This window comes from Actinorectispora metalli (assembly GCF_056323685.1).
The window spans coordinates 1,135,123-1,160,135 of sequence record NZ_JBREYE010000002.1 but is presented as its reverse complement, the minus strand read 5'-3'; the positions used below and the strand labels follow the sequence as shown (position 1 = coordinate 1,160,135).

At 68.5% G+C, this 25,013-nt stretch carries 24 protein-coding genes; 9 read left to right on the top strand and 15 right to left on the bottom strand.

What is annotated here, in order from left to right; all coding sequences use genetic code 11:
* Nucleotides 1–230 precede the first annotated feature (230 nt).
* Nucleotides 231–1,673, top strand: a complete 1,443-nt coding sequence (locus ACU6XJ_RS25765) for a DHA2 family efflux MFS transporter permease subunit (RefSeq protein WP_476316928.1) — start codon at nucleotides 231–233, stop codon at nucleotides 1,671–1,673.
* Between the two features lie 2 nt (nucleotides 1,674–1,675).
* On the opposite strand, the gene ACU6XJ_RS25760 is transcribed toward ACU6XJ_RS25765, so the two are convergent.
* The 9 genes from ACU6XJ_RS25760 to ACU6XJ_RS25720 are packed head-to-tail and all read right to left on the bottom strand — an operon-like array spanning nucleotide 1,676 to nucleotide 10,285.
* The gene (locus ACU6XJ_RS25760) at nucleotides 1,676–2,260 is read right to left on the bottom strand and encodes a GTP-binding protein (RefSeq protein WP_476316925.1); all 585 of its coding nucleotides are present in this window, start codon (nucleotides 2,258–2,260) and stop codon (nucleotides 1,676–1,678) included.
* The gene (locus ACU6XJ_RS25755; RefSeq protein ID WP_476316922.1) at nucleotides 2,238–2,591 is read right to left on the bottom strand and encodes a DUF742 domain-containing protein; all 354 of its coding nucleotides are present in this window, start codon (nucleotides 2,589–2,591) and stop codon (nucleotides 2,238–2,240) included. The genes ACU6XJ_RS25760 and ACU6XJ_RS25755 overlap by 23 nt, the downstream gene beginning before the upstream one ends.
* Nucleotides 2,592–2,604: 13 nt before the next feature.
* Nucleotides 2,605–3,039, bottom strand: coding sequence for a roadblock/LC7 domain-containing protein (locus tag ACU6XJ_RS25750; RefSeq protein ID WP_476316919.1), 435 nt, complete (start codon nucleotides 3,037–3,039; stop codon nucleotides 2,605–2,607).
* A complete protein-coding gene (locus ACU6XJ_RS25745) occupies nucleotides 3,036–5,456 on the bottom strand; it encodes a sensor histidine kinase (RefSeq protein WP_476316916.1) in 2,421 nt (806 codons plus the stop codon). Before ACU6XJ_RS25745 ends, ACU6XJ_RS25750 begins: the two co-directional genes overlap by 4 nt.
* Nucleotides 5,443–6,453: a hypothetical protein gene (locus ACU6XJ_RS25740; RefSeq protein ID WP_476316913.1), complete on the bottom strand. Its 1,011-nt coding sequence runs from the start codon at nucleotides 6,451–6,453 to the stop codon at nucleotides 5,443–5,445. The genes ACU6XJ_RS25745 and ACU6XJ_RS25740 overlap by 14 nt, the downstream gene beginning before the upstream one ends.
* Complete coding sequence (locus tag ACU6XJ_RS25735) at nucleotides 6,450–7,223, bottom strand: ABC transporter ATP-binding protein (protein WP_476316910.1); 774 nt, start codon at nucleotides 7,221–7,223, stop codon at nucleotides 6,450–6,452. Before ACU6XJ_RS25735 ends, ACU6XJ_RS25740 begins: the two co-directional genes overlap by 4 nt.
* The gene (locus tag ACU6XJ_RS25730; protein ID WP_476316907.1) at nucleotides 7,220–8,092 is read right to left on the bottom strand and encodes an ABC transporter permease; all 873 of its coding nucleotides are present in this window, start codon (nucleotides 8,090–8,092) and stop codon (nucleotides 7,220–7,222) included. The genes ACU6XJ_RS25735 and ACU6XJ_RS25730 overlap by 4 nt, the downstream gene beginning before the upstream one ends.
* A 2-nt stretch (nucleotides 8,093–8,094) precedes the next feature.
* Complete coding sequence (locus ACU6XJ_RS25725) at nucleotides 8,095–9,102, bottom strand: ABC transporter substrate-binding protein (RefSeq protein WP_476316904.1); 1,008 nt, start codon at nucleotides 9,100–9,102, stop codon at nucleotides 8,095–8,097.
* 52 nt (nucleotides 9,103–9,154) lie between these two features.
* The gene (locus tag ACU6XJ_RS25720) at nucleotides 9,155–10,285 is read right to left on the bottom strand and encodes an agmatinase family protein (protein WP_476316901.1); all 1,131 of its coding nucleotides are present in this window, start codon (nucleotides 10,283–10,285) and stop codon (nucleotides 9,155–9,157) included.
* A gap of 883 nt (nucleotides 10,286–11,168) precedes the next feature.
* On the opposite strand from ACU6XJ_RS25720, the gene ACU6XJ_RS25715 reads away from it, so the two are divergent.
* Complete coding sequence (locus tag ACU6XJ_RS25715) at nucleotides 11,169–11,738, top strand: snapalysin family zinc-dependent metalloprotease (protein ID WP_476316899.1); 570 nt, start codon at nucleotides 11,169–11,171, stop codon at nucleotides 11,736–11,738.
* Between the two features lie 97 nt (nucleotides 11,739–11,835).
* Here ACU6XJ_RS25715 and ACU6XJ_RS25710 read toward each other — a convergent pair whose 3' ends face one another.
* Nucleotides 11,836–12,012, bottom strand: a complete 177-nt coding sequence (locus ACU6XJ_RS25710; RefSeq protein WP_476316897.1) for a hypothetical protein — start codon at nucleotides 12,010–12,012, stop codon at nucleotides 11,836–11,838.
* 211 nt (nucleotides 12,013–12,223) lie between these two features.
* Entirely contained in the window at nucleotides 12,224–12,493 is a 270-nt protein-coding gene (locus ACU6XJ_RS25705) for a hypothetical protein (protein ID WP_476316894.1), read from the bottom strand.
* Nucleotides 12,494–13,246: 753 nt separating this feature from the next.
* Between ACU6XJ_RS25705 and ACU6XJ_RS25700 the strand changes: the two genes are divergently transcribed.
* The 4 genes from ACU6XJ_RS25700 (at nucleotide 13,247) to katG (ending at nucleotide 17,627) form a co-directional block, all read left to right on the top strand.
* On the top strand, nucleotides 13,247–13,654 hold the full coding sequence (locus tag ACU6XJ_RS25700; protein ID WP_476316891.1) for a YciI family protein: 408 nt from the start codon (nucleotides 13,247–13,249) through the stop codon (nucleotides 13,652–13,654).
* A complete protein-coding gene (locus tag ACU6XJ_RS25695; protein ID WP_476316889.1) occupies nucleotides 13,651–14,808 on the top strand; it encodes an RNA polymerase sigma factor in 1,158 nt (385 codons plus the stop codon). The genes ACU6XJ_RS25700 and ACU6XJ_RS25695 overlap by 4 nt, the downstream gene beginning before the upstream one ends.
* Before the next feature lie 97 nt (nucleotides 14,809–14,905).
* Nucleotides 14,906–15,334: a Fur family transcriptional regulator gene (locus ACU6XJ_RS25690; protein ID WP_476316887.1), complete on the top strand. Its 429-nt coding sequence runs from the start codon at nucleotides 14,906–14,908 to the stop codon at nucleotides 15,332–15,334.
* 22 nt (nucleotides 15,335–15,356) lie between these two features.
* On the top strand, nucleotides 15,357–17,627 hold the full coding sequence (katG, locus tag ACU6XJ_RS25685; protein ID WP_476316885.1) for a catalase/peroxidase HPI: 2,271 nt from the start codon (nucleotides 15,357–15,359) through the stop codon (nucleotides 17,625–17,627).
* A 110-nt stretch (nucleotides 17,628–17,737) separates the two neighbouring features.
* Here katG and ACU6XJ_RS25680 read toward each other — a convergent pair whose 3' ends face one another.
* Nucleotides 17,738–20,806 (bottom strand): tetratricopeptide repeat protein, encoded by a 3,069-nt coding sequence (locus ACU6XJ_RS25680; protein WP_476316883.1) that lies wholly within the window; start codon nucleotides 20,804–20,806, stop codon nucleotides 17,738–17,740.
* 72 nt (nucleotides 20,807–20,878) lie between these two features.
* Here ACU6XJ_RS25680 and ACU6XJ_RS25675 point away from each other — a divergent pair, with 72 nt between their 5' ends.
* Complete coding sequence (locus ACU6XJ_RS25675) at nucleotides 20,879–21,193, top strand: hypothetical protein (protein ID WP_476316880.1); 315 nt, start codon at nucleotides 20,879–20,881, stop codon at nucleotides 21,191–21,193.
* Here the strand turns inward: ACU6XJ_RS25675 and ACU6XJ_RS25670 are convergent.
* Entirely contained in the window at nucleotides 21,175–21,606 is a 432-nt protein-coding gene (locus ACU6XJ_RS25670) for a hypothetical protein (protein ID WP_476316877.1), read from the bottom strand. The two genes, ACU6XJ_RS25675 and ACU6XJ_RS25670, sit on opposite strands and share 19 nt — an antisense overlap.
* Nucleotides 21,607–21,872: 266 nt before the next feature.
* Entirely contained in the window at nucleotides 21,873–22,316 is a 444-nt protein-coding gene (locus ACU6XJ_RS25665) for an erythromycin esterase family protein (protein ID WP_476316874.1), read from the bottom strand.
* Nucleotides 22,317–22,809: 493 nt separating this feature from the next.
* Here ACU6XJ_RS25665 and ACU6XJ_RS25660 point away from each other — a divergent pair, with 493 nt between their 5' ends.
* On the top strand, nucleotides 22,810–23,415 hold the full coding sequence (locus ACU6XJ_RS25660) for a DUF4360 domain-containing protein (protein WP_476316871.1): 606 nt from the start codon (nucleotides 22,810–22,812) through the stop codon (nucleotides 23,413–23,415).
* 348 nt (nucleotides 23,416–23,763) lie between these two features.
* Nucleotides 23,764–24,768 (top strand): aldose 1-epimerase family protein, encoded by a 1,005-nt coding sequence (locus ACU6XJ_RS25655; RefSeq protein WP_476316869.1) that lies wholly within the window; start codon nucleotides 23,764–23,766, stop codon nucleotides 24,766–24,768.
* Here ACU6XJ_RS25655 and ACU6XJ_RS25650 read toward each other — a convergent pair.
* The gene (locus tag ACU6XJ_RS25650; protein ID WP_476316866.1) at nucleotides 24,765–24,887 is read right to left on the bottom strand and encodes a hypothetical protein; all 123 of its coding nucleotides are present in this window, start codon (nucleotides 24,885–24,887) and stop codon (nucleotides 24,765–24,767) included. The genes ACU6XJ_RS25655 and ACU6XJ_RS25650 overlap by 4 nt on opposite strands.
* Nucleotides 24,888–25,013 lie beyond the last annotated feature (126 nt).

Genomic DNA, 25,013 nt, shown 5'->3' with positions numbered 1-25,013 from the left:
GTAGAATCAGCCTACGCCCGCGCCGCGCGGACGGGTCTCCGAGCGGTGCTCCGACGAGCAGGTTTGTCACATCTCTGACATGCATGTGGGCGCGGTGTGTTCCGCCGTGATGTCGACCTATGCCGTTTTCAGTGGCTTGGCGAGTTGCTGAAATGAATCTTGGACGACACGCGTTTTCCAGATGACGCCGTTGGAAGGCGTCTTCCCCGATTCTCGTGAGGTGCCCGTCCATGTCTGCTCCCGCCACCGCCGTGCTCGCCCCTGATCGTGAGGCGCCGCCGTTGCGGTCGGGTCTGCTGATCGGCGTGCTGGTTGTCTCGGCGTTCGTGATGATCCTCAACGAGACGATCCTCAGTGTCGCGTTGCGGGACCTCACCGTCGACCTCGACGTCACGACCACCACGGTGCAGTGGCTGACCAGCGGGTTCCTGCTCGCGATGGCCGTGGTCATCCCGACCACGGGCTACCTGCTCGAACGGTTCACACCACGCCAGGTCTTCCTGGCCTCGCTGACCCTGTTCAGCATCGGCACGCTGATCAGCGCGCTGGCGCCCGGTTTCGGGATGCTGCTGGTCGGCCGGGTCGTGCAGGCCTGCGGCACCGCGGTGATGATCCCGCTGCTGATGACCTCGATCATGCGGCTGGTGCCGCCGGAGCGGCGCGGCGCGACGATGGGCACGATCACCATCGTCATCGCCGTCGCCCCCGCGATCGGGCCGACCATCGGCGGCGCGGTGCTGTCCTCGCTGGGCTGGCGCTGGATGTTCTGGATCGTGCTCCCGCTGGCGTTGGCCGCGCTGGCCGCGGGCGTGATGTGGTTCCGCTTGGCATCCCAGACCCGCTCGGTGCCGCTGGACCTGCCCTCGGTGCTGCTGTCCATGATCGGCTTCGGCGGGCTGCTCTACGGCCTGTCCATCTCCGGCGAGTCCGGCGGTCACCAACCGCTGCCGACGTGGGTCCCGATCGTCGTGGGCCTGGCCGCGCTCGCGGTGTTCGTCTGGCGCCAGATCCGGCTGCAACGCGAGGACAAGGCGTTGCTCGACCTGCGGGCCTTCAACCACCGCGGCTTCGTCATCGCGCTGGTCCTGACCGGACTGCTGTTCGTGACCCTGCTGGGTGCGGCGACGATCACGCTGCCGCTGTTCCTGCAGACCGTGCTGCACACCAGCACGTTCGTCAGCGGCCTTGTCGTGCTGCCCGGCGGCTTGGTGCTCGGGCTCCTCGGCCGCCCGGTCGGGGCGCTGTTCGACCGCTTCGGCCCCCGACCGCTGGTGATCCCCGGCGCGCTGGCCATGGCGGTGTCGCTGTGGCTGTTCGCCACCCTCGGACCGGACTCGTCGCTGGCCGCGGTCGTCGCGATCCACATCCTGCTCATGGCGGGCCTCGGTTTCATGATGACCCCGCTGATGACGGAATCGCTCGGCGCGCTGCCCGAACACCTCTACTCGCACGGCAGCGCGATCCTGTCCACGCTCCAGCAGGTGGCGGGCGCGTTCGGCACCGCGGTCTTCGTCAGCGCGGCGACCCTGGCCAGCACGAACCCGGCGGGCATCCCGGACGCCAACGGGCTGCGTACCGCGTTCATCATCGGCGGGGTGGTCGGTGTGCTCGCGTTGATCGCGGCGCTGTTCGTCCGTCGGGCACCCGCTCCCGCGGCGGCGCCCGCCACCTGACCTCAGCCCGCAGTGCTTCGGACGCGGTCGAGGGTGTTGTGCAGCACGGCGAGCAGGGCGTCCCGCACGGAGCGCCGGTCGCGGGCGTCGAAGGTGATCAGCGGGACGTCCTCGCCGATCGCCAGCGCCCACCGCACGTCGTCCAGGTCGTGCTGCAGCGTGCCGTTGAACAGGTTGACGCCGACCACGAACGGAAGGCCCGCCTTCTCGAAGTAGTCCACGGCGGGGTAACAGTCGTCGGCGCGCCGGGTGTCGACGATGACCAGGGCGCCCAGCGCGCCCTGCACCAGATCGCGCCACATGAACCCGAACCGGTCCTGGCCGGGTGTGCCGAACAGGTACAGCTTGATGTCCTCGTCCAGGGTCAGGCAGCCGAAGTCCAGCGCCACCGTTGTGGTGGTCTTGTCCGGGACGTGCCCGGTGCCGTCGACGTCGGCCGACAGCGTGGTCATGGCCGCCTCGGTGGTGAGTGGCAGGATCTCGGAGATGGCGCCCACCGCCGTGGTTTTGCCGACGCCGAAGCCGCCCGCGATGACGATCTTCACCGGGGTCGGCGGCCTGCGGCTAGCAGATTGTTTCGAGTCCACGGATGACCCTTTCCAGCATGTTCTGGTCTTGCGACAGGCGGGCGGTCGGCCGCACCACGTCGACGTAGCCGTTCGCGGCGAGGTCGGCCACGAGCACGCGGGCGACACCGAGGTGCAGCCCGAGGGTGGCGGCGATCTCGGCGACGGACTTCGTGCTGCGGCACAACTCGACGATGTCGCGGAGTTCGAAGTCGAGCCTGGCCAGCGCGGCGCGTGCCGCTTCCCGCGTCTGGATCTGGGTCTCCATCTCCAGCGACCGGTCGACCGGCTCGGCCCGCCCCGAGGTGATCAGATACGGCCGCAGCGGTGAGACTTGAGGCTCCCGCTCCATGTTTCCTCCCCGATCAGGTACCGACCATCAGCTTGAGTTCCTCGATCAACGCGGGCGTGAGCACCGCACTGGCGCGGTTGGCGAACACCGCCATCTCGTAGGCGATCGTGCCGAGGCTGGACTCCTTGGTGGCGAGCACGCCCAGCGCACAGCCGATGCTGATCGTGCAGACCAGCAGGTAGCCGTCGGTCAACTCGATGACCACCTTGTCGGGGTCGCCGAGCGGATGGCATTCGGCGACCCCGTTGGCCAGGCTGAGGATCGCCGAGGAGATCGCGGCGAGACGGTCGGCGTTGGAGCGTTCCAGCTCCGATGAGGTGGCGATCAGCAGGCCGTCGGAGGACACCGCGATGGCGGCGATCGCCCCCGAGGTGTTCTGCGTGAAGCGGCTGACCAGCCAGTTGAAGTTCTGGGCCGCGACGCTGATGCCGGATGTCGGCGTGCTCATGGTGAGTTCTCTCCCGTTGGATGATCACGACCTGCCGCGGCTTCGCTGACCGCGCAGGCCCCTGCCGGTTTGATCGCCGCCATGCCCCTGGCCAGGCCATCAAACGCGTTTCGTTCCGCCTCTGGATCCCGCTCCCGCCAGCCGCCGTTGGATGGCGCCGCGAGCACGCTCGTGGGTGGCCGCAGGCCGGGCGCGAGATACGCGCCGGGCACCCGGCGAACCAGCCCGCCACGCGCGGGTTCGTTGGCCGCCTTGGCGATCGCCGCCTGATAGCCCGCCATCGACTCCTGCGCCGCCGCCGTGTCGTGCGCGCGGGCGGGTTCCCGCTCGGGTGTGCGGGGGCTGCCGGGAAGCTGCGCGCCCGGCACCCTGCGCCGCAGCTCTCCCCGGCTCTCCGTCTCCTTGACGCGTGCGGGCGGCAGCGCGGGGGTGCTCGCGGGCGCGGTGAGGGCGGGCAGGGCGAACCAGGGGAAGGGCTCGCCGGATTCGGCGGCGGGGATGGACAGGGTCGGCACCGGCGGCACCGGCAGGGGACTGCTCGGCGCGCTCTCGCGGGGGCGCGGGCTCGGCATGCGTTCGACCCGGTGCAGCAGCGCCGACGGGACGGTCACCGTGGCGGTGACCCCACCGCCCTCGGTGTCCGACAGCTCGACCGAAAGCCCGTGCCTGCGCGCGAGGCGACCGACCACGAACAGGCCGAGCAGGCTGGTCGGCGCGATGTCCAGCCGCTCCCGCTCGACCAGCCGCCGGTTCTCCTCGGCGAGCTGTTCGGGCTTCATGCCGATGCCGTGGTCCACGATGCGCACCACACAGCGGCTCTGGCCGTCGAAGCCCGTGGTGACCTCCACGGTGGTCGACGGCGGCGAGAACGAGGTGGCGTTCTCCAGCAGTTCGGCGAAGACCAGCACCAGGTCGGCGCTGGCAGAGGACGCCACCGTCACCTCATCGAGCGCGCCGAAGCGAACCCGTTGGTAGTCCTCGATCTCGGCCAATGCCGCGCGCAGCATGGTGGCGATCGGCTCCGGCTTGCTGATCTTGGCGTCGTCCCGGACCCCGGCGACGACGAGCAGGTTCTCCGCGTTGCGGCGCAACCGGGTGGACAGGTGGTCCAGCCGGTAGAGGCCCGCCAGCAACGCGGGGTCCTGCTCGTTGCGTTCCAGCTCGTCGACGATGGTCAGCTGCCGTCCGACCAGGTTCTGCGTGCGCTGCGCGACGTTGGCGAACATCAGACTCACGTTGCGCCGCACCACGATCTGCCGTTCCAGCAGCTGCGCGGCGGTGGTCTGCAACCGGTTGAACGCCGTGGCGAGCGCCCCGACCTCATGGCCCGCGCCCACCGCGATCGAGCCCAACCGCGGCACCTGCCCGGTCAGGTGCTCGGAGTCGCTGACCCGCGTCAACTCGGTGTCGGCGACGTCGGCGACCGTGGTGGCGGCGGCCGTCAACTGCCGCAGCGGGCGGGCGATCGACCGGCTCACCAACACCACCAGCCCGACGACCAGCACCAACAGCAGGGCCGCGCCGATCCCCACGGTCCAGGCCGCGGCGCGGGCCGCGGCGGCGCGGTCGGCGGCGGCCTCGGAGATCTGGCTGGTGACCTGGTCCTGCACCGCGCGGCGCAGCACCGCCTGGGACTCGACCGCGCCGAACACGTCGTTCAGATAGGAGCCGGTGACCGGGCCGCTCTGGTTGGTCAGCCCGTCGATGCGCCGCGCGGTCTCACCCTGCTCCACCAGCACGACCAGCGCGGCATGCTCGACCTCGGCCTGCTGGACGAACTGTTCGGTGAACATGCCCGCCTGGGCCGCCGCGTCCTCGCGGATCGGCAGGCCGGTCGAGGGGTTCACCGCGGTGGCGATCAACGCCATGCCCCGGGTCGAGTTCCGTTCGTTCGCGCGCAGCAGCGCGTCCAGCGCGGTCAGCGACCGGGTGCCCTGGGCATCACTGGTCTTCTGCGTGACCATCCGCAGTGCGTCGATCGCGAACTCGATGACGGCGTGATAGGTCCTGGCCAGGCTGTCGATCGACACCCCGCGCCGCAGCGCGGCCTGCCGAAGCTGGTCGAGGCTGCCGATTCGGGTCAACGCCGAGTCCAACTCGTCCGAGGTGTCCTCGCCCAGCGCCGCCCGCACCGACGCGGCGGTGTCGGAGACGGTCTGCTGGGCGAGCAGCACCTCCGTCTTGCCCGCCGTCGGCGACGCCAGATAGTGGGCGGTGACCAGCCGCTCGCGTTGAAGCTCCCACACCAGCCCACCGAGCAGCCTCGCCTGATGCGCGGTGCGCGCGGTCGCGCCCGCGGACCCGGCGTTGTCGGCCTCGCTGACCACGAACGGCACCGCCACCAGCACCAACGCGGTGAGGGGGAGGAGCAGGAGCAGGTTGAGTTTGCCCCGGATTCCGAGCTTATCCAACGACATGGGGCTCCCGCTCTCGTTCCCGCCCGGGGGCCGCCGCGGGCGCGGGCCCTCGTCTGCCGTGCAGCCGCAGCGCCACCAACGCCGCGCCCGTGATCACCGCGAGCAGCACCCCGATCACCGCATTGCGTTGCTGCGCGGCCACTTCCGCCGCGCGCCCGGACAGCGTGGTGTCCAACGCGTCCAGCGCGGCCTTGCCCAACCCGACGGCCGCCTGGTCCAGCCGCGTCCTCGCGGCGTCCAGCGTGTCGCGGGCCTGAGCCGTGGACAGCTCCGCGGTGCCTGCCTGCACCAGCCCGTCGGCGGCAGCGGTGAACTCGTCCAGTGGCCTGAGCAGCCCCAAGGCCGTGCGCTGACCGCCGCGGATGGACTGCGCGGCGGAGCCGATCCGGTCCACCAGCACCGCGACCCTCGGCTCGGCCACGGTCGGGGTGCGCGGTGCGCGCGGCGGGATGGCGTGCGCGACCGCGAGCAACTCGCCCGAGTCGACCAGGATGCCCGGCAGGTCCGTCACCGTCACCTCGGTCAGGTAGGCGACCTCCTGACCGGGGTCGCGCACCACGGCCGAACCGTCCCCGACCCGCGTGAACAGCGCCCGGGTCAAGCTGATCGGCGCCTCGTAGGCACCGCGCGTCTCCGGCCCGGACTCCGGCTGCCGCAGCGCCGCCTCGATCTGTCCCGGCAACTCCGCCCACCGCCCGCCGACGCCGATGGCCTCGCCGAACTGCCGGTCCGCGCGGTTGACCTCGCCGATGGCCTGCCGCACCGACCCGGCCTCCACCGGCAGGCCCCGAACCGCGGTCGACTGCGCGTTGACCAATGTGGACAGCAGCGTGGTGAGCGGCCGCAGGTAGCCGATGCCCGCCCGCTGCGCCTCGTTGAACGCGCTCGCCTCGGCCGTGGACCGCCAGAACTGGTTGAACACATAGCCCGCGGGCACCATGGTGAGCACGGCGAGCACCACGAGCGACGCCACCCTCGCCCGTCCCGACAACCTCATGACACCCCTCGATGCTGTGCCCGGACCAGGTCCTCGATGGCGGCCCGCATGGACAGGAACTCGGGGGAGCGCTTGACATCCAGGTCGCGGCTCGCGGGCAGCGGGACCTGCTCGTCGGCGGCCACCCGGCCGGGATCGCAGGCCAGCACGATGACCCGCTGCGCCAGGAACACCGCCTCGTCCACATCGTGGGTCACCATCAGCACGGTGGTGCCGGTGTCCCGCCAGATCTGGCGCAGCAGCACCTGCATGTCCTCTTTGGTCTGTACGTCCAGCGCGCCGAACGGCTCGTCCAGCAGCAGCACCTCCGGCTCGCAGGCCAGCGCCCGCGCCAGCGCGACCCGTTGCCGCTGCCCGCCGGACAGCTGCCCTGGCAGCGAGCGGCGCAGCTCGCCGAGCCCGGTCTCGGCCAGGTACCACTCCACCCGCTCGGCGCGTTCCCTGCTGGACAGCGGCAGCAGCGACAGCCCGAACCCGATGTTGCGTTCGACGTTCAGCCACGGGTACAGCGCCCCGTCCTGGAACACCAGCCCGCGGTCCGGGCCGGGTCCGGCGACGGGCGTGCCGTCGAGCAGGATGCGACCCGTGCTCGGGCTGGTCAGCCCCGCCACCATGGACAGCAGCGTGGACTTCCCGGACCCGCTCGCGCCGACCACGCAGACGAACTCCCCGCGCGAGAGGCGAAGGTCGACCGCGTCCAAGGCCCGCACGGTCCCGCCGGGCACCGGGTAGTCCTTGGCCACCCCGCACAGTTCGAGCAGCCCGGTCATCCCGTCCACCGCCCGACCCGCATCCGCAGCGACCGCAGCGCCACGTCGATCAGCAGCCCCGCCAGCCCGATCACGATGAGCACCGCGAAGATCTTGTCGGTCTGCAGGAACCGCTGTGAGCGCACGATCCGGTAGCCGAGCCCCTCGGTGGCGTTGATCAGCTCGGCCACCACGACGAAGTTCCAGGCAGCGGCGACGTTGACGCGGATCGCGTCGATGATGCCCGGCACCGAGTGCGGGACGATCACCCGGCGCACGACCTCGCCGCGGCTGGCGCCGAGGGTGAAGGACACGTCGATGAGCCTGCGCGGCACACCGCGCACCACATCGGCGGTCATCAGGGTGTTGAAGAAGAAGGTGCCGAGGAAAAGCACGGCGATCTTGGACGGTTCGCCGATGCCGAGCCAGATGATCAGCAGCGGCACGAAGGCGGTGGCGGGCAGGTAGCGCAGCAGGCCGATCACCGGTTCGAACAGGGCCTGGCCCGCGTGGAAGGTGCCCATCAGGATGCCCAGCGGCACCGAGACCAGCACCGCGAGGCCGAAGCCCAGCAGCACCCGCCGGGTGGTGGCCCACAGGTCGGTGGGCAGCTCACCCGATTCGATCATGTCCGCGCCCGCAGCGACGACCGCGGCGGGGGAGGGCAGGAACGTCTCGGGAACCACCCCGGTCGCACCGATTACCAGCCACGCCAGCAGCGGCCCCACCAGGGACAACAGCATCAGCGCCCAGTAGGTGCGTACCGGGACGGCGTCGCGGATGGGCAGCAGCGAGGAGGCCCGCCAGCCGCGCCTGCGCGGCAGTTTCGGCCACTCCGAACGGGCCCGCCGAGCACCCACGGTGTGCTCCGGAGCGTCCATTGTCGACATGCTCACTCCGGGACCGCTTTCACGAACCGGTCGTCGAACAGCCCGTCCAGCTCGGGCCGCTTGGCGACCAGCCCGGAGCCGAGCATGAAGTCCGAGGCCAGCACCGCCTGGTGGTTGAGATAGGCGGGGGTGGTGCCGGGCTTGAAGGCGTCCAGGTTCTGCTGCCTGGTGAAGATGGTGGTGCCCGCGTCGTAGGCGCGGTACTCCTCGGCGCTCACCCCGGCACGCTTGGCCATGACGTCGACGGCGGCGTCCCGGTTCTCCTTGATCCAGCGCACGGTCTCGAACCAGGTGTTCACCAGCGCCTGCACGTCCTGCGGACGCTGCTCGACCAGCTCCTTGGTGACCGCGAGGTGGTCGGGGATGGCGCCGGGGAACTCCGCCGAGGTCGCAATCGCGCGGGAACCCGGGCGTTCCAGGGCCTTGGTGGTGAACGGCGCGAACGCCGCGACGGCATCCACCCGGCCTGCGACAAACGCCGCCGCCGCGGCATCGGTGGCCATCGGGACGAGCTGGATGTCCTTCTCCGTGAGTCCGGCCTGCTGGAGGGCCAGCAGCAGCAGGTAGTGGTCCACCGCGCCCTGTTCGACGGCGACGGACTTGCCGCGCAACTCGGCGACGCTGCCGATGCCCTCCCTGGCGATCACCTGGTCGTTGCCGGTGGAGTTGTCATTGACCAGCACGACCCGCTGCTGCGCCCCGCCGCTGACCGAGGCGAGTGTGTCGTTGAGCGTCTGGCTGTTCCCGTCGATCACGCCGCTGGACAGCGCGTTGATGCTGTCGGTGTAGTTGTCGAAGTACTTGAGCTCCACGTCGACCTTGTGCTTGGCGAAGAACCCCTTCTCCTGCGCCACCTGCCAGGGGAACCAGCCCGGCCAGGCGCTGAAGCCGAGCTTGATCTTGCCCGAGGCGGAGGACGCCGAATCGCAGGCGGACAGCGTCGCGGTGCCGATGAGGGCGAGTATGCACAGAGCAGCCGTCAGGAATCTGTTGCGGAGCCGGGGAATCACGGTGTTTCTCCTGTGTGCAGAGGTTTCGGGGCGGGTGATCCCCTCGGGGCCTCTAGGGTCGGGAGCGGGGGAGGTGACCTGCGCGGACGAGGCAGCCCAAGGTGTCGCAGATGACGCGTGTCGCGATCAGCGAGGTGATCTCGGCGTTGTCGTAGGGGGGCGAGCACTCGACGACTTCCATGCCCGCGAGCGGTCGTTCGGCGATGAGCTGGATGAACTTCAGCACCTCGCGGGGGAGGAAACCGCCGGGCTCCGGCCAGCCGGTGCCGGGCACGAAGGCCGCGTCAAGGCAGTCGACGTCGAAGCTGAGCCACACCGCGTCGGCACCATCCCAGGCCACCTCGAGCGCGCGTTCGGCGGCGGCCTCGATGCCCATCTCGACGCAGTCGGTGACGGTCATGATCGTGGTGCCGCGCTCCCGGCCCACCTTCACACCGGGACGAGGCGCCTGCCAGCCGCCGATGCCGATCTGCACCAGGTTCTTCGGCGGCACCCGCGGGATGTCGGTGGCGTGGAACCACGGCGTGGTGTGCATCCGCTCGTCGAGATCGGTTTCCTGGGTGTCGACGTGCCGATCGAAGTGGATGATCCCCAGATTTCCGGTCAGGTGCTCCGCCACCCCGCGCACGGTGGGATAGCCGATGGAGTGGTCGCCGCCGAGCACCACGGGAAACGCGCCCGATCCGTAGACGTGACTGACCGCCTTGGAGATCTGGTCGAACGTCTTCTCGATATTGGCGGGAATCGTGAAGACATCCCCGACATCGGCAATGGTGATGGACTCCCGCAGGTCGACGCCGAGTTCGAAACTGTACGGCCCGTACAGTGCGGAGATCTTGCGGATGCCCTGCGGTCCGAATCGGGTGCCGGAACGGTAGGTGGTGCCGCCGTCGAACGGCGCGCCGAGCACCACGACGTCGTACTCGCCACAGGTTCGGACATCTTCGACATAGGGCGCTTTAAGGAAGGTATTGATTCCTGCGAAGTGCGGCAGTTCTCCCCGGGAGAATGTCGGAATGCGTTTGTCGACAATCGAGTCGGCACCCGGCAGTCCGAGTTCGAGGCCACGCGCGACCTCACGCTCCCACGCCGCCGTCGGCAGCTCGGCCTCGCGCTCCACCGCGTACCGCGCCTCCGGACCGTAGTTGTCGTGCAACGGAGTCCTGTCGTCGGGGTTGCTCATGGATGTCTAGCCCTCCACATGCCGGCCTGGATCTGAATTAACGGCAGGACTGCCGCAAGGCGGGGTTTGATTGCACGTGCGGAAACCTTAGCCGAACCGCAATCCTGTGCAAGGTGCCCCTTATCGCCGCGCTCGCCCGGGCAATCCCGAATCACGCCGGATTCAGGCAAACGGGCTAAGGATTAGCCCCGCTATCTGTGGGAAATCTGTGGAAGGATCGAGAGCGAGTTACGACCCTATGCCCATAGCAATCCGCCATAACTCCCGCCCCCTTTCACGGCAACCCCTCACTTTCCGTGAATCGACTTGCCCCGGTACCGCCAACCCGGTGAAAACCAATGCGCTTCCGTGGGAAAGTTGAACTTTTAATTGTCAACGCGGCGCTGGTCCCTCGGACGGCGACCATGGGTGTTCCCATGACCCCGATGCCGATCATGGAGGCCCCTCTTGCGCGGAGCGAACCGTCCCTGGCGGCACTGGATCGGTCGGGAACGACGGCGCGACACAGGGTTGCCCGGCGGGACTGATCACTGTTCAATTTCTTCCCGATGCGGGGGCATTCGCAACTGCGTTCGATGGATAGTTCGCACAGCGAACACGCGCCTCGTCCTCCGCACCAGATCTGCTATTCGAGGACGCTTCACTTGCGGCATGCGCTCGAAGTCCGGCCCGGACGGCATGTGTCGAAGGCCCGTCGTTACCTGAAATCACTTATGTGCGGGACAGGCTCGGATGGCACATCCCACGGCGCCCGGTCTTGCGACAATCGGCGGTTTTTGATTTGCCGAACGGGTCATAACATCCCGGTCACGGCGTCCGCGCGAGCACCCTGTGCTCACACGGGCGGCTATCCCTGCAGCACATCGAATGCGAGGAACAAGTCATGTTTCGACGCAGACTTACCGGAGTGATCGCCGGTGTCGCCCTGACGCTGCCGCTCGCCGCCGTGGCGGTTCCCACCGCCGCGGCTGCCGAGCCCCGGCAGCAGGTGATCACCCTTACCTACGACGACAGCCAGGCCGCTGAGTTCAAGGACGCGGTGGCTAAAGGAATGGAAGTCTGGAACACCAACGTCAAAAACGTCCGCATCGTGAAGGCCACTCCCGGCCAGCGGGCGAACATCCGGGTTGTCGCCGACAACGGCTGGCCACGCGCGACCCTCGGGCCGGTCCGTCCCAGCGGCAGCGTCACATGGTGGTTCGGTCGCCAAGCGGTGACCCAGGGCTACAACGTCGTCCGGATCGCGGCCCACGAAACGGGCCACAGCCTCGGGCTGCCCGACGTCAAGCCCGGTCCCTGTTCGTCGCTGATGTCCGGCTCCACGGGCGGAGTCAGTTGCAGCAGCGTCAACCCCAACGCCCAGGAAGCAGCCGCGGTCGAGCGCAACTACGCAAGCCTGACCACGATGAGTGAGGCCCCCAGCGGGGTCGTGCTCAGCGAAGCAGCCTTCTGACAGGCAAGCCCTGATGAGGGGGCGTGGGCCACCACGCCCCCTCACGCGGGTATCGAGACCTCACGGTCAGCACAAGGCCGTCACCTCACCTGCCGGTTCACCGGGCAGGCTCTCCGGGTCGGCCGCGGGGCAGGGGAGACCCGATCTTGCCGATCAGGGTTCCCGGCACCAGGGAGAGGATCTGCTCGAGAATCTCGACGCTGTGCCGGGACGTCTCCCGCTCCGGTTGCCTGCGTCCCTTGCGCCAGTGGCCCGGGGGTCGCGACGCTGACATCGATGCCGCGCACCAGCAGCCGATTGCGCAATTGGCGCAGGCTCAGGCCGCGAGCGGCCACCGCCTGCTGGAGCGTCTCGGCAAACCCTGCTCGCCCTGTCCAGGCGACGCATTCCCCATTGTCGTGTAGGACCATCTCTGGTTCCTCAGGAGCCTGTGCGCACGCGGCAACCGAGCCACGGTTGCCGAGTGAGTTCGCGTCGGCCGTGAGTCACGTGAACGTTTCGACCTGACAGTTCTCCTCGGGGTAGAGAATGGTGTCATGTCCGATGTCGTTGATCATTGAATGGGCGTAGTCCATTTCCATGGCGGACGGCTTTGTCTGCTCGCAGTACTGGCCGGCGGGTTCGAAATACACCCCCCATCCGATTCCTCCATGGTTCGCCTGCTTCCAGCCGCAAATGCACCCGGCCTCGCATTCTGGCGTGGATACCAGCTGATAAGCGGGGTCGGCGGCCGCTGCCGGGCCGGCAGTCAACACGGTGGCGAATGCCGAAGTAGGGACCGGCCCGAAGACACGCGCATGATTACCTTCGTTGTCAATTCTCCGCGAAAATGTTCATGCCTGGAATTCCGGCGAGGGTAGGAGCGGAACCCGTGGTGGAACCTTCGAAATACACATAACGACACGGTCGCGGGGGCCTGAAGCCCAAATGGGCGCCGGAGCGGAATTGCCTACACAAGTATCAACAGTTGTCGACACTTGCAGTGAGAAACGCTGGTGCGGAAATTCATGCCGCGCGGGTGCGGTGCAGTCCCACGCGAAACCGTAGATGCCGGGTTCGGGGTCGAAGACAACGAACTGGACGGGACGGTCAGTTCCTCCCCGCGTCGTTCCCTGACGACCTCACGTGGCCGATCGATGGCCCCCCTGATGGAAACCGAAGCAGCGTTGCGGGCGGCGGCCGCGGAACTGCACGCGGAAAGTGGCGCCCCAGGTGGAGCGCTCTGGGTAGTCGGGCCGAACAGCGCGCCGAGTCTGTCGAAAGACATGAGCCCCGCCATCACCGCACTCCTCGTCGCCACCGGCGTCGCTGTCGCCATCGCGCACCACGTCCGGCGCAGACGCTCGGGAGTCCCAGCCCGCGAACCAGCCGCCTGACCGGCGGCCCACCGAGGCTCTTCTACAAAGTTCGAAAATTCTCCGACGGCGATGTCGAGAACCGGGGCCCGGCTCCGTCCCCGTGGTGAAAGCGACCAAGATGGGCGCACCAGTACCGAGGAGATACCCACCATGGCTAAGTACCTGCTGCTCAAGCACTACCGCGGCGCCCCGGCCGCGGTCAACGACGTGCCCATGGACCAGTGGACGCCGGAGGAGATCTCGGCGCACATGCAGTACATGAGCGATTTCGCCAAGCGGCTCGAGGGCACCGGAGAGTTCGTCGACGGTCAGGCGCTTTCCCCCGAGGGGACGTTCGTCCGGTACGACGGCGAGGGGCGCCCGCCGGTCACCGACGGACCATTCGCCGAGACCAAGGACCTCATCGCGGGCTGGATGGTGATCGACGTCGACAGCTACGAGCGTGCCATCGAGTTGGCCGGGGAGCTGTCGGCCGCCCCCGGAGCGGGCGGGAAGCCGATCCACGAGTGGCTCGAGGTGCGCCCGTTCTACGGCGTGTCGCCCACCATCACGGAATGACCTCTCAGCTGAACGAGGCCCTGCTCCGGAGCCTCACGCCGAGCGTGCTCGGAATCCTCGTCCGCCGCGGAGCCGACTTCGCGGCGGCCGAGGACGCCGTGCAGGACGCGCTCGTCGAGGCGGTCCGCGTCTGGCCCGCCGACCCGCCGCGGGACCCGAAGGGCTGGCTGGTCACCGTCGCCTGGCGCCGGTTCCTCGACGCGACCCGGGCGGACGCCGCGCGCCGCAGGCGTGAGGACCTCCTCGACGAGGAGCCGCCGCCAGGGCCCGCGCCGTCGGTGGACGACACGCTGCAGCTCTACTTCCTGTGCGCCCACCCGTCGCTGACGCCGTCGTCCGCGGTGGCGCTCACGCTGCGCGCCGTGGGCGGGCTGACCACCCGTCAGATCGCCGAGGCCTACCTGGTGCCCGAGGCGACCATGGCGCAGCGCATCAGCCGGGCCAAACGCACCGTCTCCGGCGTGCGGTTCGACCAGCCCGGCGATGTCGCCACCGTGCTGCGCGTCCTCTACCTGGTGTTCAACGAGGGCTACTCCGGCGACGTCGACCTCGCCGCCGAGGCCATCCGCCTCACCCGCCTGCTTGCGGCGGCGATCGACCACCCCGAGGTGGCGGGCCTGCTCGCCCTCATGCTGCTCCACCACGCCCGGCGCGCCAGCAGGACCGCGCCCGACGGCAGCCTGGTGCCGCTCGCCGACCAGGACCGCGGCCGGTGGGACACCGCGTCGATCGCCGAGGGCGTCGAGATCCTGCAGGCGGCGCTGGCCCGCGACCGGCTCGGCGAGTTCCAGGCCCAGGCCGCCATCGCGGCACTCCACGCCGACGCGCCCACCGCCGAGGAGACCGACTGGGTGCAGATCGTCGAGTGGTACGACGAACTCGCGCGCCTGACCGACAGCCCGGTCGTCCGGCTCAACCGCGCGGTGGCCGTAGGTGAGGCCGACGGGCCGCGCGCCGGGCTGGCTGCGCTCGCGGTGCTGGAAGACTCGCTGCCCCGCCACGCCGCGGTGGCGGCATACCTCCACGAGCGCGACGGCGACCTGACGACGGCGGCACAGCTGTACGCCGAGGCGGCCGACAAGGCCCCCAACCTCGCCGAACGCGGCCACCTCACGCGGCAGGCCGCCCGCCTCAACGCCCGCCGTTCCCGCTGAGGGCCGCGCCGCCCGGACCGCGGTGGAAGGTGTCCGCGGCGGCGACGCGCCCTCGCCTAGACTTGATTTATTCCAGAAAAGGCCTAGGGTTCGTCGTGTGACCTCCGATTTCGAGGCGCAGCTGCGATCGGTCTCGTTGCGCGTGACCCGGCCCCGCTTGGCGGTGCTCGCTGCGCTCAGCGACCACCCGCACATCGACACCGAGTCGGTGATCTCGTTGGTACGAGTCGATCACCCGACGGTGTCCCACCAAGCGATCTACGACGTGCTGCGGGCGCTCACCGACGCCGGTCTGGTGCGGCGCATTCAGCCCGCGGGCGCCACCGCCCGCTATGAGTCCCGGGTCGGCGACAACCACCACCACGTCGTGTGCCGCTCCTGCGGCGCGATCGCGGACGTCGACTGCGCCGTCGGCCACACACCCTGTCTCACCGCCTCGGAAAATCACGGCTACGTGCTGGACGAGGCGGAGGTCGTCTATTGGGGTACCTGCCCCGACTGCTCGGCCAACCGCGTTCCCGAATGATTGCCAGCTCGGAAGGAAGCAGATGAGCGACACAACGCCCACCTCCAGCGCGCAGGGCGTGGACCAGAAGGCGGCGGCAGGCTGCCCGGTCGTGCACGACTCGGTGACCGCCCACGGCAGCGAGAGCGAGAACCCCGCGATCGACTCGCCGACCCCCAAGACGGGTGGGCGTCCGCGCACGAACCGGGACTGGTGGCCCAACCAGCTTGACCTCTCGGTGCTGCACGCGCACTCGTCGAAGGGCAACCCGCTGGGGGAGAGCTTCAGCTACGCCAAGGAGTTCTCCACCCTCGACGTGGAGGCCCTCAAGCGTGACATCGCCGAGGTCCTCACCACCTCGCAGGACTGGTGGCCCGCGGACTTCGGTCACTACGGCGGCCTGATGATCCGGATGAGCTGGCACGCCGCTGGTACCTACCGCATCCACGACGGCCGCGGCGGCGCGGGCGACGGCGGTCAGCGTTTCGCCCCGCTCAACAGCTGGCCGGACAACGCCAACCTCGACAAGGCGCGCCGGCTGCTGTGGCCGGTCAAGCAGAAGTACGGCCAGAAGATCTCCTGGGCCGACCTGCTCGTGCTCGCGGGCAACGTCGCCCTGGAGTCGATGGGCTTCAAGACCTTCGGTTTCGGTTTCGGCCGCGAGGACGTCTGGGAGCCCGAGGAGATCTTCTGGGGCCCGGAGGACGCCTGGCTGGGTGACTCGCGCTACGCCTCCGACAGGGAAATGGTGCCCGAGGTCGGCGCCACCGAGATGGGACTCATCTACGTCAACCCCGAGGGACCGCGCGGCAACGCGAACCCGGCCGAGGCGGCCCACTTCATCCGGGAGACCTTCGCCAGGATGGCGATGAACGACGAGGAGACCGTCGCCCTCATCGCGGGCGGCCACACCTTCGGCAAGACCCACGGCGCCGGGGTCGCCGACGACCACGTCGGCCCGGAGCCCGAGGGCGCCCAACTGGAGGCGCAGGGCCTTGGCTGGTTGAGCACCTACGGCAGCGGCAAGGGCCCCGACACGATCACCAGCGGTCTCGAGGTGACGTGGACCGATGTGCCGACGCAGTGGAGCAACCGCTTCTTCGAGATCCTCTTCGGCTACGAGTGGGAGCTCACCACCAGCCCCGGCGGCGCAAAGCAGTGGGTCGCCAAGGACGCCGAGGCGATCATCCCGGACGCCCACGACCCGTCCAAGAAGCACAAGCCGACGATGCTCACGACCGACCTGTCGCTGCGCGTCGACCCGGCCTACGAGAAGATCTCCCGCCGCTTCCTGGAAAACCCCGACGAATTCGCGCTGGCGTTCGCCAAGGCCTGGTACAAGCTGCTGCACCGTGACATGGGTCCGGTCAGCCGCTTCCTGGGACCGTGGGTCCCCGAGCCCCAGCTGTGGCAGGACCCGGTGCCCGCCGTCGACCACGACCTCGTCGGCGACAACGACATCGCCGCCCTCAAGGCGAAGGTCCTCGACTCCGGCCTCACGACCGCGCAGCTGATCACCACCGCGTGGGCCTCCGCCGCGAGCTTCCGGTCCACCGACAAGCGCGGCGGCGCCAACGGCGCGCGGATCCGCCTCGAGCCCCAGCGCAGCTGGGAGGTCAACCAGCCCGAGCAGCTGGCGCAGGTCCTGGAGATCCTCGAGGGCGTCCAGCGCGAGTTCAACGAAGCGGGCGGCGCCAAGATCTCCCTCGCCGACCTGATCGTGCTGGCGGGCTCGGCCGCCGTCGAGAAGGCGGCGCGCGAGGCGGGCGTCGAGGTGACCGTGCCGTTCCACCCCGGCCGCACCGACGCAGGCCAGGAGCAGACCGACGTCGAGTCGTTCCGGGTCCTCGAGCCCCGCGCCGACGGGTTCCGCAACTACCTGCGTGCCGGGGAGAAGCTCCAGCCGGAGGTGCTGCTCGTCGAGCGCGCCTACATGCTCGACCTGACCGCACCCGAGATGACCGTCCTCGTCGGCGGCCTGCGCTCCCTCGGGGCGAACGTCGGCGGCAGCCGCCACGGCGTTCTCACCGACCGGCCCGGCGTGCTCACCAACGACTTCTTCGCCAACCTGCTCTCGCCGGGTACCCGGTGGAAGGCGTCGGAGTCCGACGAGAACGTGTACGAGATCCGCGATTCGGCCACCGACGAGGTGAAGTGGACCGCCACCGCGGTCGACCTCATCTTCGGCTCCAACTCCCAACTGCGGGCCCTCGCGGAGGTCTACGCCAGCGAAGACGCCCGCGAGAAGTTCGTGGCCGACTTCGTCGCGGCCTGGACCAAGGTCATGGACCTCGACCGGTTCGACCTCGCCTGATCAAGCCCACCGACGAGCCCGGCCGATCCAGCGATCGGCCGGGCTCGTTCCTTCCCGACGGTCATCCCGCGGATGCGCCGGTCAGGTGTTCCAGCAGCCGGTCGGTGTGATCAAACGTGCATCACCGGCCGCAGGAACAGCGCCGTGTCGAACTGGTCGCCCACATCCGCCAGCCACACCCCGCGCATGGAGGACGCCGAGGCGAGGACAGGAGCGTGGGACGGGCTGTTGGCGGCCCTGCACCGTTCCCTGATCTCGGCCACCGCCCGGCGAGTGGTCGCCGCGGTGTCGGTCCGGCCCAGTTCCGCTGACAGCTGCGCGAGCGTGTCCATCGCCGCGCACAGTTCGTGGGCGAATGCCGTCGATTCGGCACGCATGAGGCTGCCGTATGCGGCCACCGCGTGTTGGCTTGCCACGAAGGCGGCATCGAGCTCAAGCGCAGCCACCCTGCGAACCCAGGCGAAGGCACTGAGCAGACCCGCCCAGTGCGCCGACGGGGCAGAACCGCTCACGAATTGATGCGCCACCAGCACCGCGCACCGCGTCGAAGCGAGGGCCTCTTCTCGTTGTCCCTTCTCGACGAGGCGTAGACCCAGCTTGGCCAGCGCCGAGAACAGCTCCCACCGATGCGTCTCCGGGTCGACAGCGGCGAGCCGCCGATAGCTTTCCGCGGCCTGTTCAGCGGCGGAAAGCGCTTCGGCGACCCGGCCGACACCGGCGAGGTGGGTGCTGTGATCACTCAGCGATCGGGCAAGCTGCGCCTCACCCACGGCGAGTTCGGCCGCGGCGGCCTTCAACTGGGCCGCTGCCGCCGGGTCTGCCGCGGCCAGCGCCGCGTTGAGCCGAGCCGTCCGCGCGAGGCGGGCGGCCAGGTTTTTCGCCGACTGCTCGGCGGCGGTCGGTTCGACGGCGCAAATCGCGTCCACGGACAGCTGCAGACCGCGGATCCGCTCATCGGATGAGACACCTGTGGTTCCCGGTCGCCGGAAGCCGGGCAGCTGCACGCCCAGTCGCTTGAACACCGAGCCCAGGAGGTCCTCGTACTCGACGAGGCAGGACTCGACCAGCCTGCTCCGGATGTCCACGGTCTGCCGGGAGGCGTCGAATGCCTCTTTCGCGAATCCGGCCTGTGCGAGGTAGGTCGCCTGGTTGTGCAGAGCTCGTGCGAAGAGCGGGTAGTACGCCGAGCGGTCGACCGTCAGCAGTCGCTCATACAGGTCAAGAGCCTTGTTCCCCCAAGCGAGAGCCAGGGTTTCCTGGCCAAGCTGAGAGTGCATGACCGCCATGTTGTGCACTGACAGAGCGAGATCCGAGTCGTGGACGGCGGGATTTGTCCCGGCGAGCTTCTCGCGGATGACGACCGCCTCTTTGGTGGCGGTCAGCGCATGCGCCAGGTCTCCGAGTTCCGAGGAGTACAGACCGACGTTGTGCAGGGAACCCGCGAGATCCGGCAGGAAAACAGCAGGCCGATCGGCAACCAGCCGTTGGTAGATGGCCGCCGACTTCTCGGCGGCGACAAGAGCGTCCTGCAGGCGTCCGATCGAAGCGAGGTGGCTGCCCAGATTGTTCAACGACGCCGCGAGGCAGGGCTCGTACAACGCGGGATTGTCCACGGCCAACCGTTCCCAGATGGCGACGGCCCGGTCGGTGGACGCGTATGCGGCCTCCCGCCAGTCCAGGTTGGACAGGTCGGAGGCGAGGTTGTTCAACGAGGACGCCAGCCCGGGCTCGTGCACGGCGGGGTTGTCCGCGACGAGACGCCTGCGGATGGACACCGCTTCGTCCGTGGCCGCCAGCGCCTCCGCTTTCCGCCCCGTGCCTGCGAAATAGGTGCCGAGACTGTGCAGCGACTGCGCGAGGCCTGCCTCGTACAGGTCGGGGGAGCGTTCGGCCAGGCGCCGGAGACTGCGGACGGCGGGAACGATCACCTTCAGCGCCTGGTCGTAGGCGCCCGCATTGCCCAGCCGCTGAGCGAGCACGGTGCGCAGATGCGCCTGGGTCGCGGGACAGTCTGTGCGCTCCAGCCGGTGCTTGGTCAACCGCTGCACGATCCGCGCGGCCGCCGCGTCGAATTCCACGTGACGGTCGGGCAACCTCTTCTCGATTGCCTCCAGCAGATGGACGTCGGCGATGTCGGCGATCGTCATCAGCGCGGCGCCGCCCGCGGTGAACACCAGGGCCGGATCGCTGTGCAGCAGGGTGTGCAATTGCTGCCGGACGTGCGACCAGCGCTTGCCGGTCTCGGCGAGAACGGTGACCGTCTGCCCGCACCGCGACCGCGGAAGCTCCTGCACGCCTGCGGGAACGAGTATCCGCGACAGGGCGTGAGTACTCCACGGATCGGCCAGCACCGCCCCGCCCGCGTCGCTCGGCGGCGCACCAGGCAAACACTCCGCCACGAAATCCTCGCCCAACCTGTCCGGAGACAGCGGCTCGAGAACCGTTCCCTCGTCGACCGGCGGATAACACGTGCCGTGGTCGCTCAATATCAGGGCGGCGTCGATCTCGTTGGCAGCCAGCCCGACCCGCTGGACCAGCCGCACCCCCTCGTCATAGGTCATCGGCCCGGTCAAGGTCGCCACCAGTGCCGCCCGCTTGATCGCCTGCGGGCGGCTCTCGATCACCGCGGCTTCCCGCAGCGACGCCCAATGGTCGATCTCCCGGTCCAGCAGATAGCTCGCCAGCGCACCGGGATGGGCGGGCGGCTGCCGATTGCGATCGCAGGCGTCGACCGCCGCCAACGCGGCCATGTGGATGGTCAGCACCGACCGATAGCTGGGGTCCGCCAGGGAGCCCGCAGGCTCGGCCATATCCGCGTCGACACCGAGCGCGGAGGCGAAACCCTCCCGTGCGGTTTCGAAGACCTGGCGGCGGGAAGCCAGACTCGCCGAGAGCTCGGTGAGCCGGTAGGCCCCGACGTGGATTCCGAGCTTGTACAACTGATGACGCAGCAGCCCCCACCAGCGCGCGGACCGCGCGAGCAGCAGGATGCGGGTAGGCCTGTCCCGACGGAGCTGGCCATCCTTGAACAGGGCGAGCAAGTTCTCCCGCGGCCAGCGCTCCGCGTAGTCCACGATGACCAGCAGCCCCTTCGGCCTGCTCGCGTTCTCTGCCGGGTCGATCGGCGCCTCGGCCTCGGACCCGCGGTGAGCGAATGCGACTGTCCAGTTCGCCGCCATCGAACGAACCGCGAACTCAGCCGCGAGCCGGGTCTTTCCTTGGCCACCCGGTGCGTGAACCAGGAGAGCGCTATGCCTGTGCGCCGCTCTCCGCCACCGCCTGAGCTGGTCCAGTTCCGGCTCTCTGCCGGTGAAGTCGACTACCTGGTTGCGAGCGCTCAGAAGTTGACTGGGCTGGCGTCGCAGCTCGGATACGTCTGGCCTGCCGATGTCCGACAAGGACTGGAGATGGAATCGGCTTTCCGGACCATGGTTGTAGACGTACTGATCGCCGCCCTGCACGGCGTTTACCGTGGTCGCCATATTGACTTGTCGATTGTGCTGCCGCACTGCGGAGACGTCGGCTCGCCGAAAAGTGCGTTCGCCCATCATCTACCAGAAACGTGACCAGCGCCGTTGTAATTGTGCTGGTGGCCGCCCTGCACCGCGTTTACCGTCGCCCGATCTCGTGCGATGTTGACCTGGGAAATTCCTGTTCCACCGCCGAATCGCGCCCCGAACGATTCGACCAGCACCCTCAGCTCATCGCCTGCCTGCGGATATTCCTCCAGCAGATCGGCCAACCGTGTGCGCCACATCGACTCTTCCCGACTTCTGGCCTCGCCCAAGTCCCCGGCATGAGCCACCGCGGCCGCAGTCGTATCCAGCCGCGCTTCCGCGAGCGCAGCGCGCCTACTGTCCCCCTGCCCGAACAGCCGCGCGAACCCGGAACGCACCTCACCCCAGGCACTGGTTCCTATCGCAGTCCCCAGTGCACTCGCACCAGCAGAAGCCAACGCCGCCAAAACTTCGTCCAACACGGCAACCCTCTTTGTCAATCGCCACCATCGCCCGGCTTGACGTCGCCCATCCGGGTATAAGCGGACCATACTCCGGACACAAATCCGCATCGCAAAGTGGCTCCCAACTGTGCCATTGCCGTCAACATTCCCGAGACAAGTTCACATAGATTCCGAAAGCACCGAGTCGACAACCGATATTCAAGCCACTCGAGCGCTAGGACTTAGCCACACCTCCCAACTTCGACCTGTACCGACGGGGCGCAGGAGATGCGGACTCCTGGTGATCAATGCGGCTGCGTGGTCGGCGAGACTTCACGAACATGCAGCACGACGTCGAAGAACTCGGACAGCGTCCCGCCGGACGTGCTGGCAGGCCAGGTGGGATCGAAACGTGGTCCGGGCAACCGCAGTTTGGCTGGAGCGTCGGCAACAGCACGCGCCGCTGCTGAATCCTCGCCCCGGAGGTCGAGCAAGAAGCCCTCGAGCCCGACGCTCCCCAAGAGAGCGTCGGCGAAGTCGGCAGGCGGAGTACCGACCGACGTTGCCTTCCCGTCCAACTCGACCGACCCATGGTCAAACGTCAAACCGGTCGAGAGGTACGTGGCGCCGAGTTGTTCGCGCAAGTAGCCACCGGCATTGCGACCCGGGACCGCCCTGTCTCCTGGCGACCAGACGACCGTACGCGCCCGACCGACCGCGCTGTGGCTCCCATTCCCCCCCCGGCTCACCCCGCCGAAGTGTGGGCACACGCTTCACCAGCGGAACTGGCCACACACATCGACTCGCTGCTCTGAGAAACTCACCGAGCACCTGGCACCAGTGACAGCGAGGTCGGGATCGCCTCCCACCAATCGCGCCGATTGCTGCGAAGTACCGCGCGATTGACATCATGTCGTGCACCGAAAGCCTTCAGGCTCAGTGAGCTCGATAGGCGTTCCTGCGCATCACGACCAAGCTCGTCGACGCCAAGCGGGCCTCCGCCGCGGCTGAAGCGATCTGCCGTCACCGCGTGCCCGCCGACCAGACGGCGGCCAGGACGGGATTCGTGCCATCCCGCTGGACTGCGACGCGTCGCACGCACACCCACAGCGCTACTCATGCACGGTGTGAAAGTCGCGCCGATGGCGCTACCGCCGGCGCTACGCCACGTCTTTACTGGCCGGGGTTTCCCGTATGCGCGCACACGATCGAATCCGACTTTCCTGGGATGAGGAGACAACCATGCTCAATGTTGTCATCGGCGCTGTCATGGCAGCGCTGCTTGCGCCGACCGCCGTTGCAGGGCCGGTGCCGCCACCTGACCAGATCACCATCGGACTGGTCACCCTCAACGGGTCAGGGTGTCCGCCGGGAGGCGTGGACATTGCCTTGTCTCCGGACAAGACCTCCTTCACGGTGACCTACCACGAATTCGTGGTCAAGGTGGGAGTCAGCTCCAAGCCGACGGACTGGCGCAAGAACTGCCAGCTCAACCTGAAGGTGGGTGTTCCCAAGGGCTTCAGCTACGGCATCGGGCGGATCGACGCCCGCGGTTTCGCGGGGATGGAGACCGGGGCGAACGGCGTGCTGCGAGGGGCGTACTACTTCGCGGGGCAGCCTGCACCTCCGCCCACGGTGCACAACTTCCGTGGTCTGCTAGACGATGAATGGCAGGTGGGCGCCGATATCGAGCCCATCGTCCACACGCTGTGTGACCAGCCGGGAAACCTCAACCTCAACACCGAATTGCGGGTGCAGGCAGGCACATCCGACCCGGCGACCACGACCAGCTTGTTGGCGCTGGATTCGGCCACCTACCACTTCGCGTGGCGAACCTGTCCGCTCTGAATGCCTGACCACACCGGACGTGGAACCGCGCAGTGGTCTCCACGCTTTCGGCGACGCAGCTGGTCGCCGCAGCCTGTGAGGGTGTGCAACCCCTCGTGCATGGCCATCCGGTGAGTGCGGTGAGGAGGGTGTCTAGGCCAGTCGTCACATACTGATCTTGGACACCCACTTCTCGAGTCTGAGCGCCGACTGCCCGGCAAGATCCACTAGGATCAGTCATCTAGTAGCGCATGGGACACATGCTCATGACCAACGCACCAGTCGGCCGCCGCACCGGAAGGCGCTACACCTATGACGTGATGGCGATTCCGCGGTGGAAGGCGTTTCCGATTCGCTAGGGTCGGTGGCATGACCGATCTATCCCGCCGCGGTGCGTTGGTCGCGGCCGCCGGGACCGTTGCGGCGCTGGCTGTTCCCCCTTCCGCAGGCGCGCAGGACGGCTTGTCCGCGGCCACCGGACGGCAGTTCCGGCTCTCGGCCGGGCGGCAGCGGCTGGTGGTGGGCGAGGTCGGGGCGACGCTGCGCTCGTGGCGTATCGACGACAGCGAACTGCTGCTCACGCACGACGCGGACGAAGTGGGGGACAGCTACCTCGGGAAGGTGCTGCTGCCCTGGGCGAACCGGATCGACAGCGCCACCTACACCTTCGGCGGGGCCGAACACCAGACGCCGGTCAGCGAGCACTGGAGTGGCCACGCCATCCACGGGTTGGTCGGCTTCGTGCCGTGGACGCCGGTCCGGCTCCACCGCGATCGTGTTGTGCTGAACTACGTTCTGCACCCGCAGTACGGTTACCCGTTCAGGCTGGCTTTCCAGCTCGAGTATCTGCTGCGCACCGACGGCGTCCAGGTCACGCTGACCGCCCGCAACGCGGGCAAACAGGCCGCTCCGTTCGGCGCGGGCTACCACCCCTACCTGCGGGTCGCCCCAAACGCCGATGCGGGCAGGCTGACCGTGCCCGCGAACTCCTACCTGACCAACGACGACCGCCTCATTCCCGTCGGCAAGACCGCGGTCACCGGGTCCGGCTACGACTTCCGGACCGAGAAGCTCATCGCCGACACACGGCTCGACGTCTGCTACACCGATCTGCAGCGCACGGACGGGATCGCGACGGCCGCGTTGAAGACCGCGGACGGCCATGAGATCCAGGTGTGGGCCGATGAGACCCACCGCTTCCTTCAGGTCTACACCGACGACGGCGCACCGGCAGGCAGGCCCAAGCGCGCGGGGGTGTCCATCGAACCGATGACCGCCGCGCCCAACGCCTTCAACAGCGGCGACGGCCTGATCGTGCTGGAGCCCGGTCGGACCTACCGCGGCAGTTGGGGACTGCGCAGCAACCGGCTCTAGCCCGAGTACCGGAACTCCACAATGGAGCCCGGGTTGTCCAGCCTGTCGGTGGGCTTGCCGGACGGGTCCTTGGTCCGCCCCGAACTGTCCGTCGCGACGTAGAACGTCCTGCCTTCCACGTGCCGACGCCATGTTGCCTTCATTCCGCGAGGCGGGGCAGGCATGTGTGGCTGGGCGGTGGTGTTCTCTGCTGAACCCGAAAGGCCGGCTGCGGGGCGTGCCAGGACCGCAGCCGGCTTCCTCCA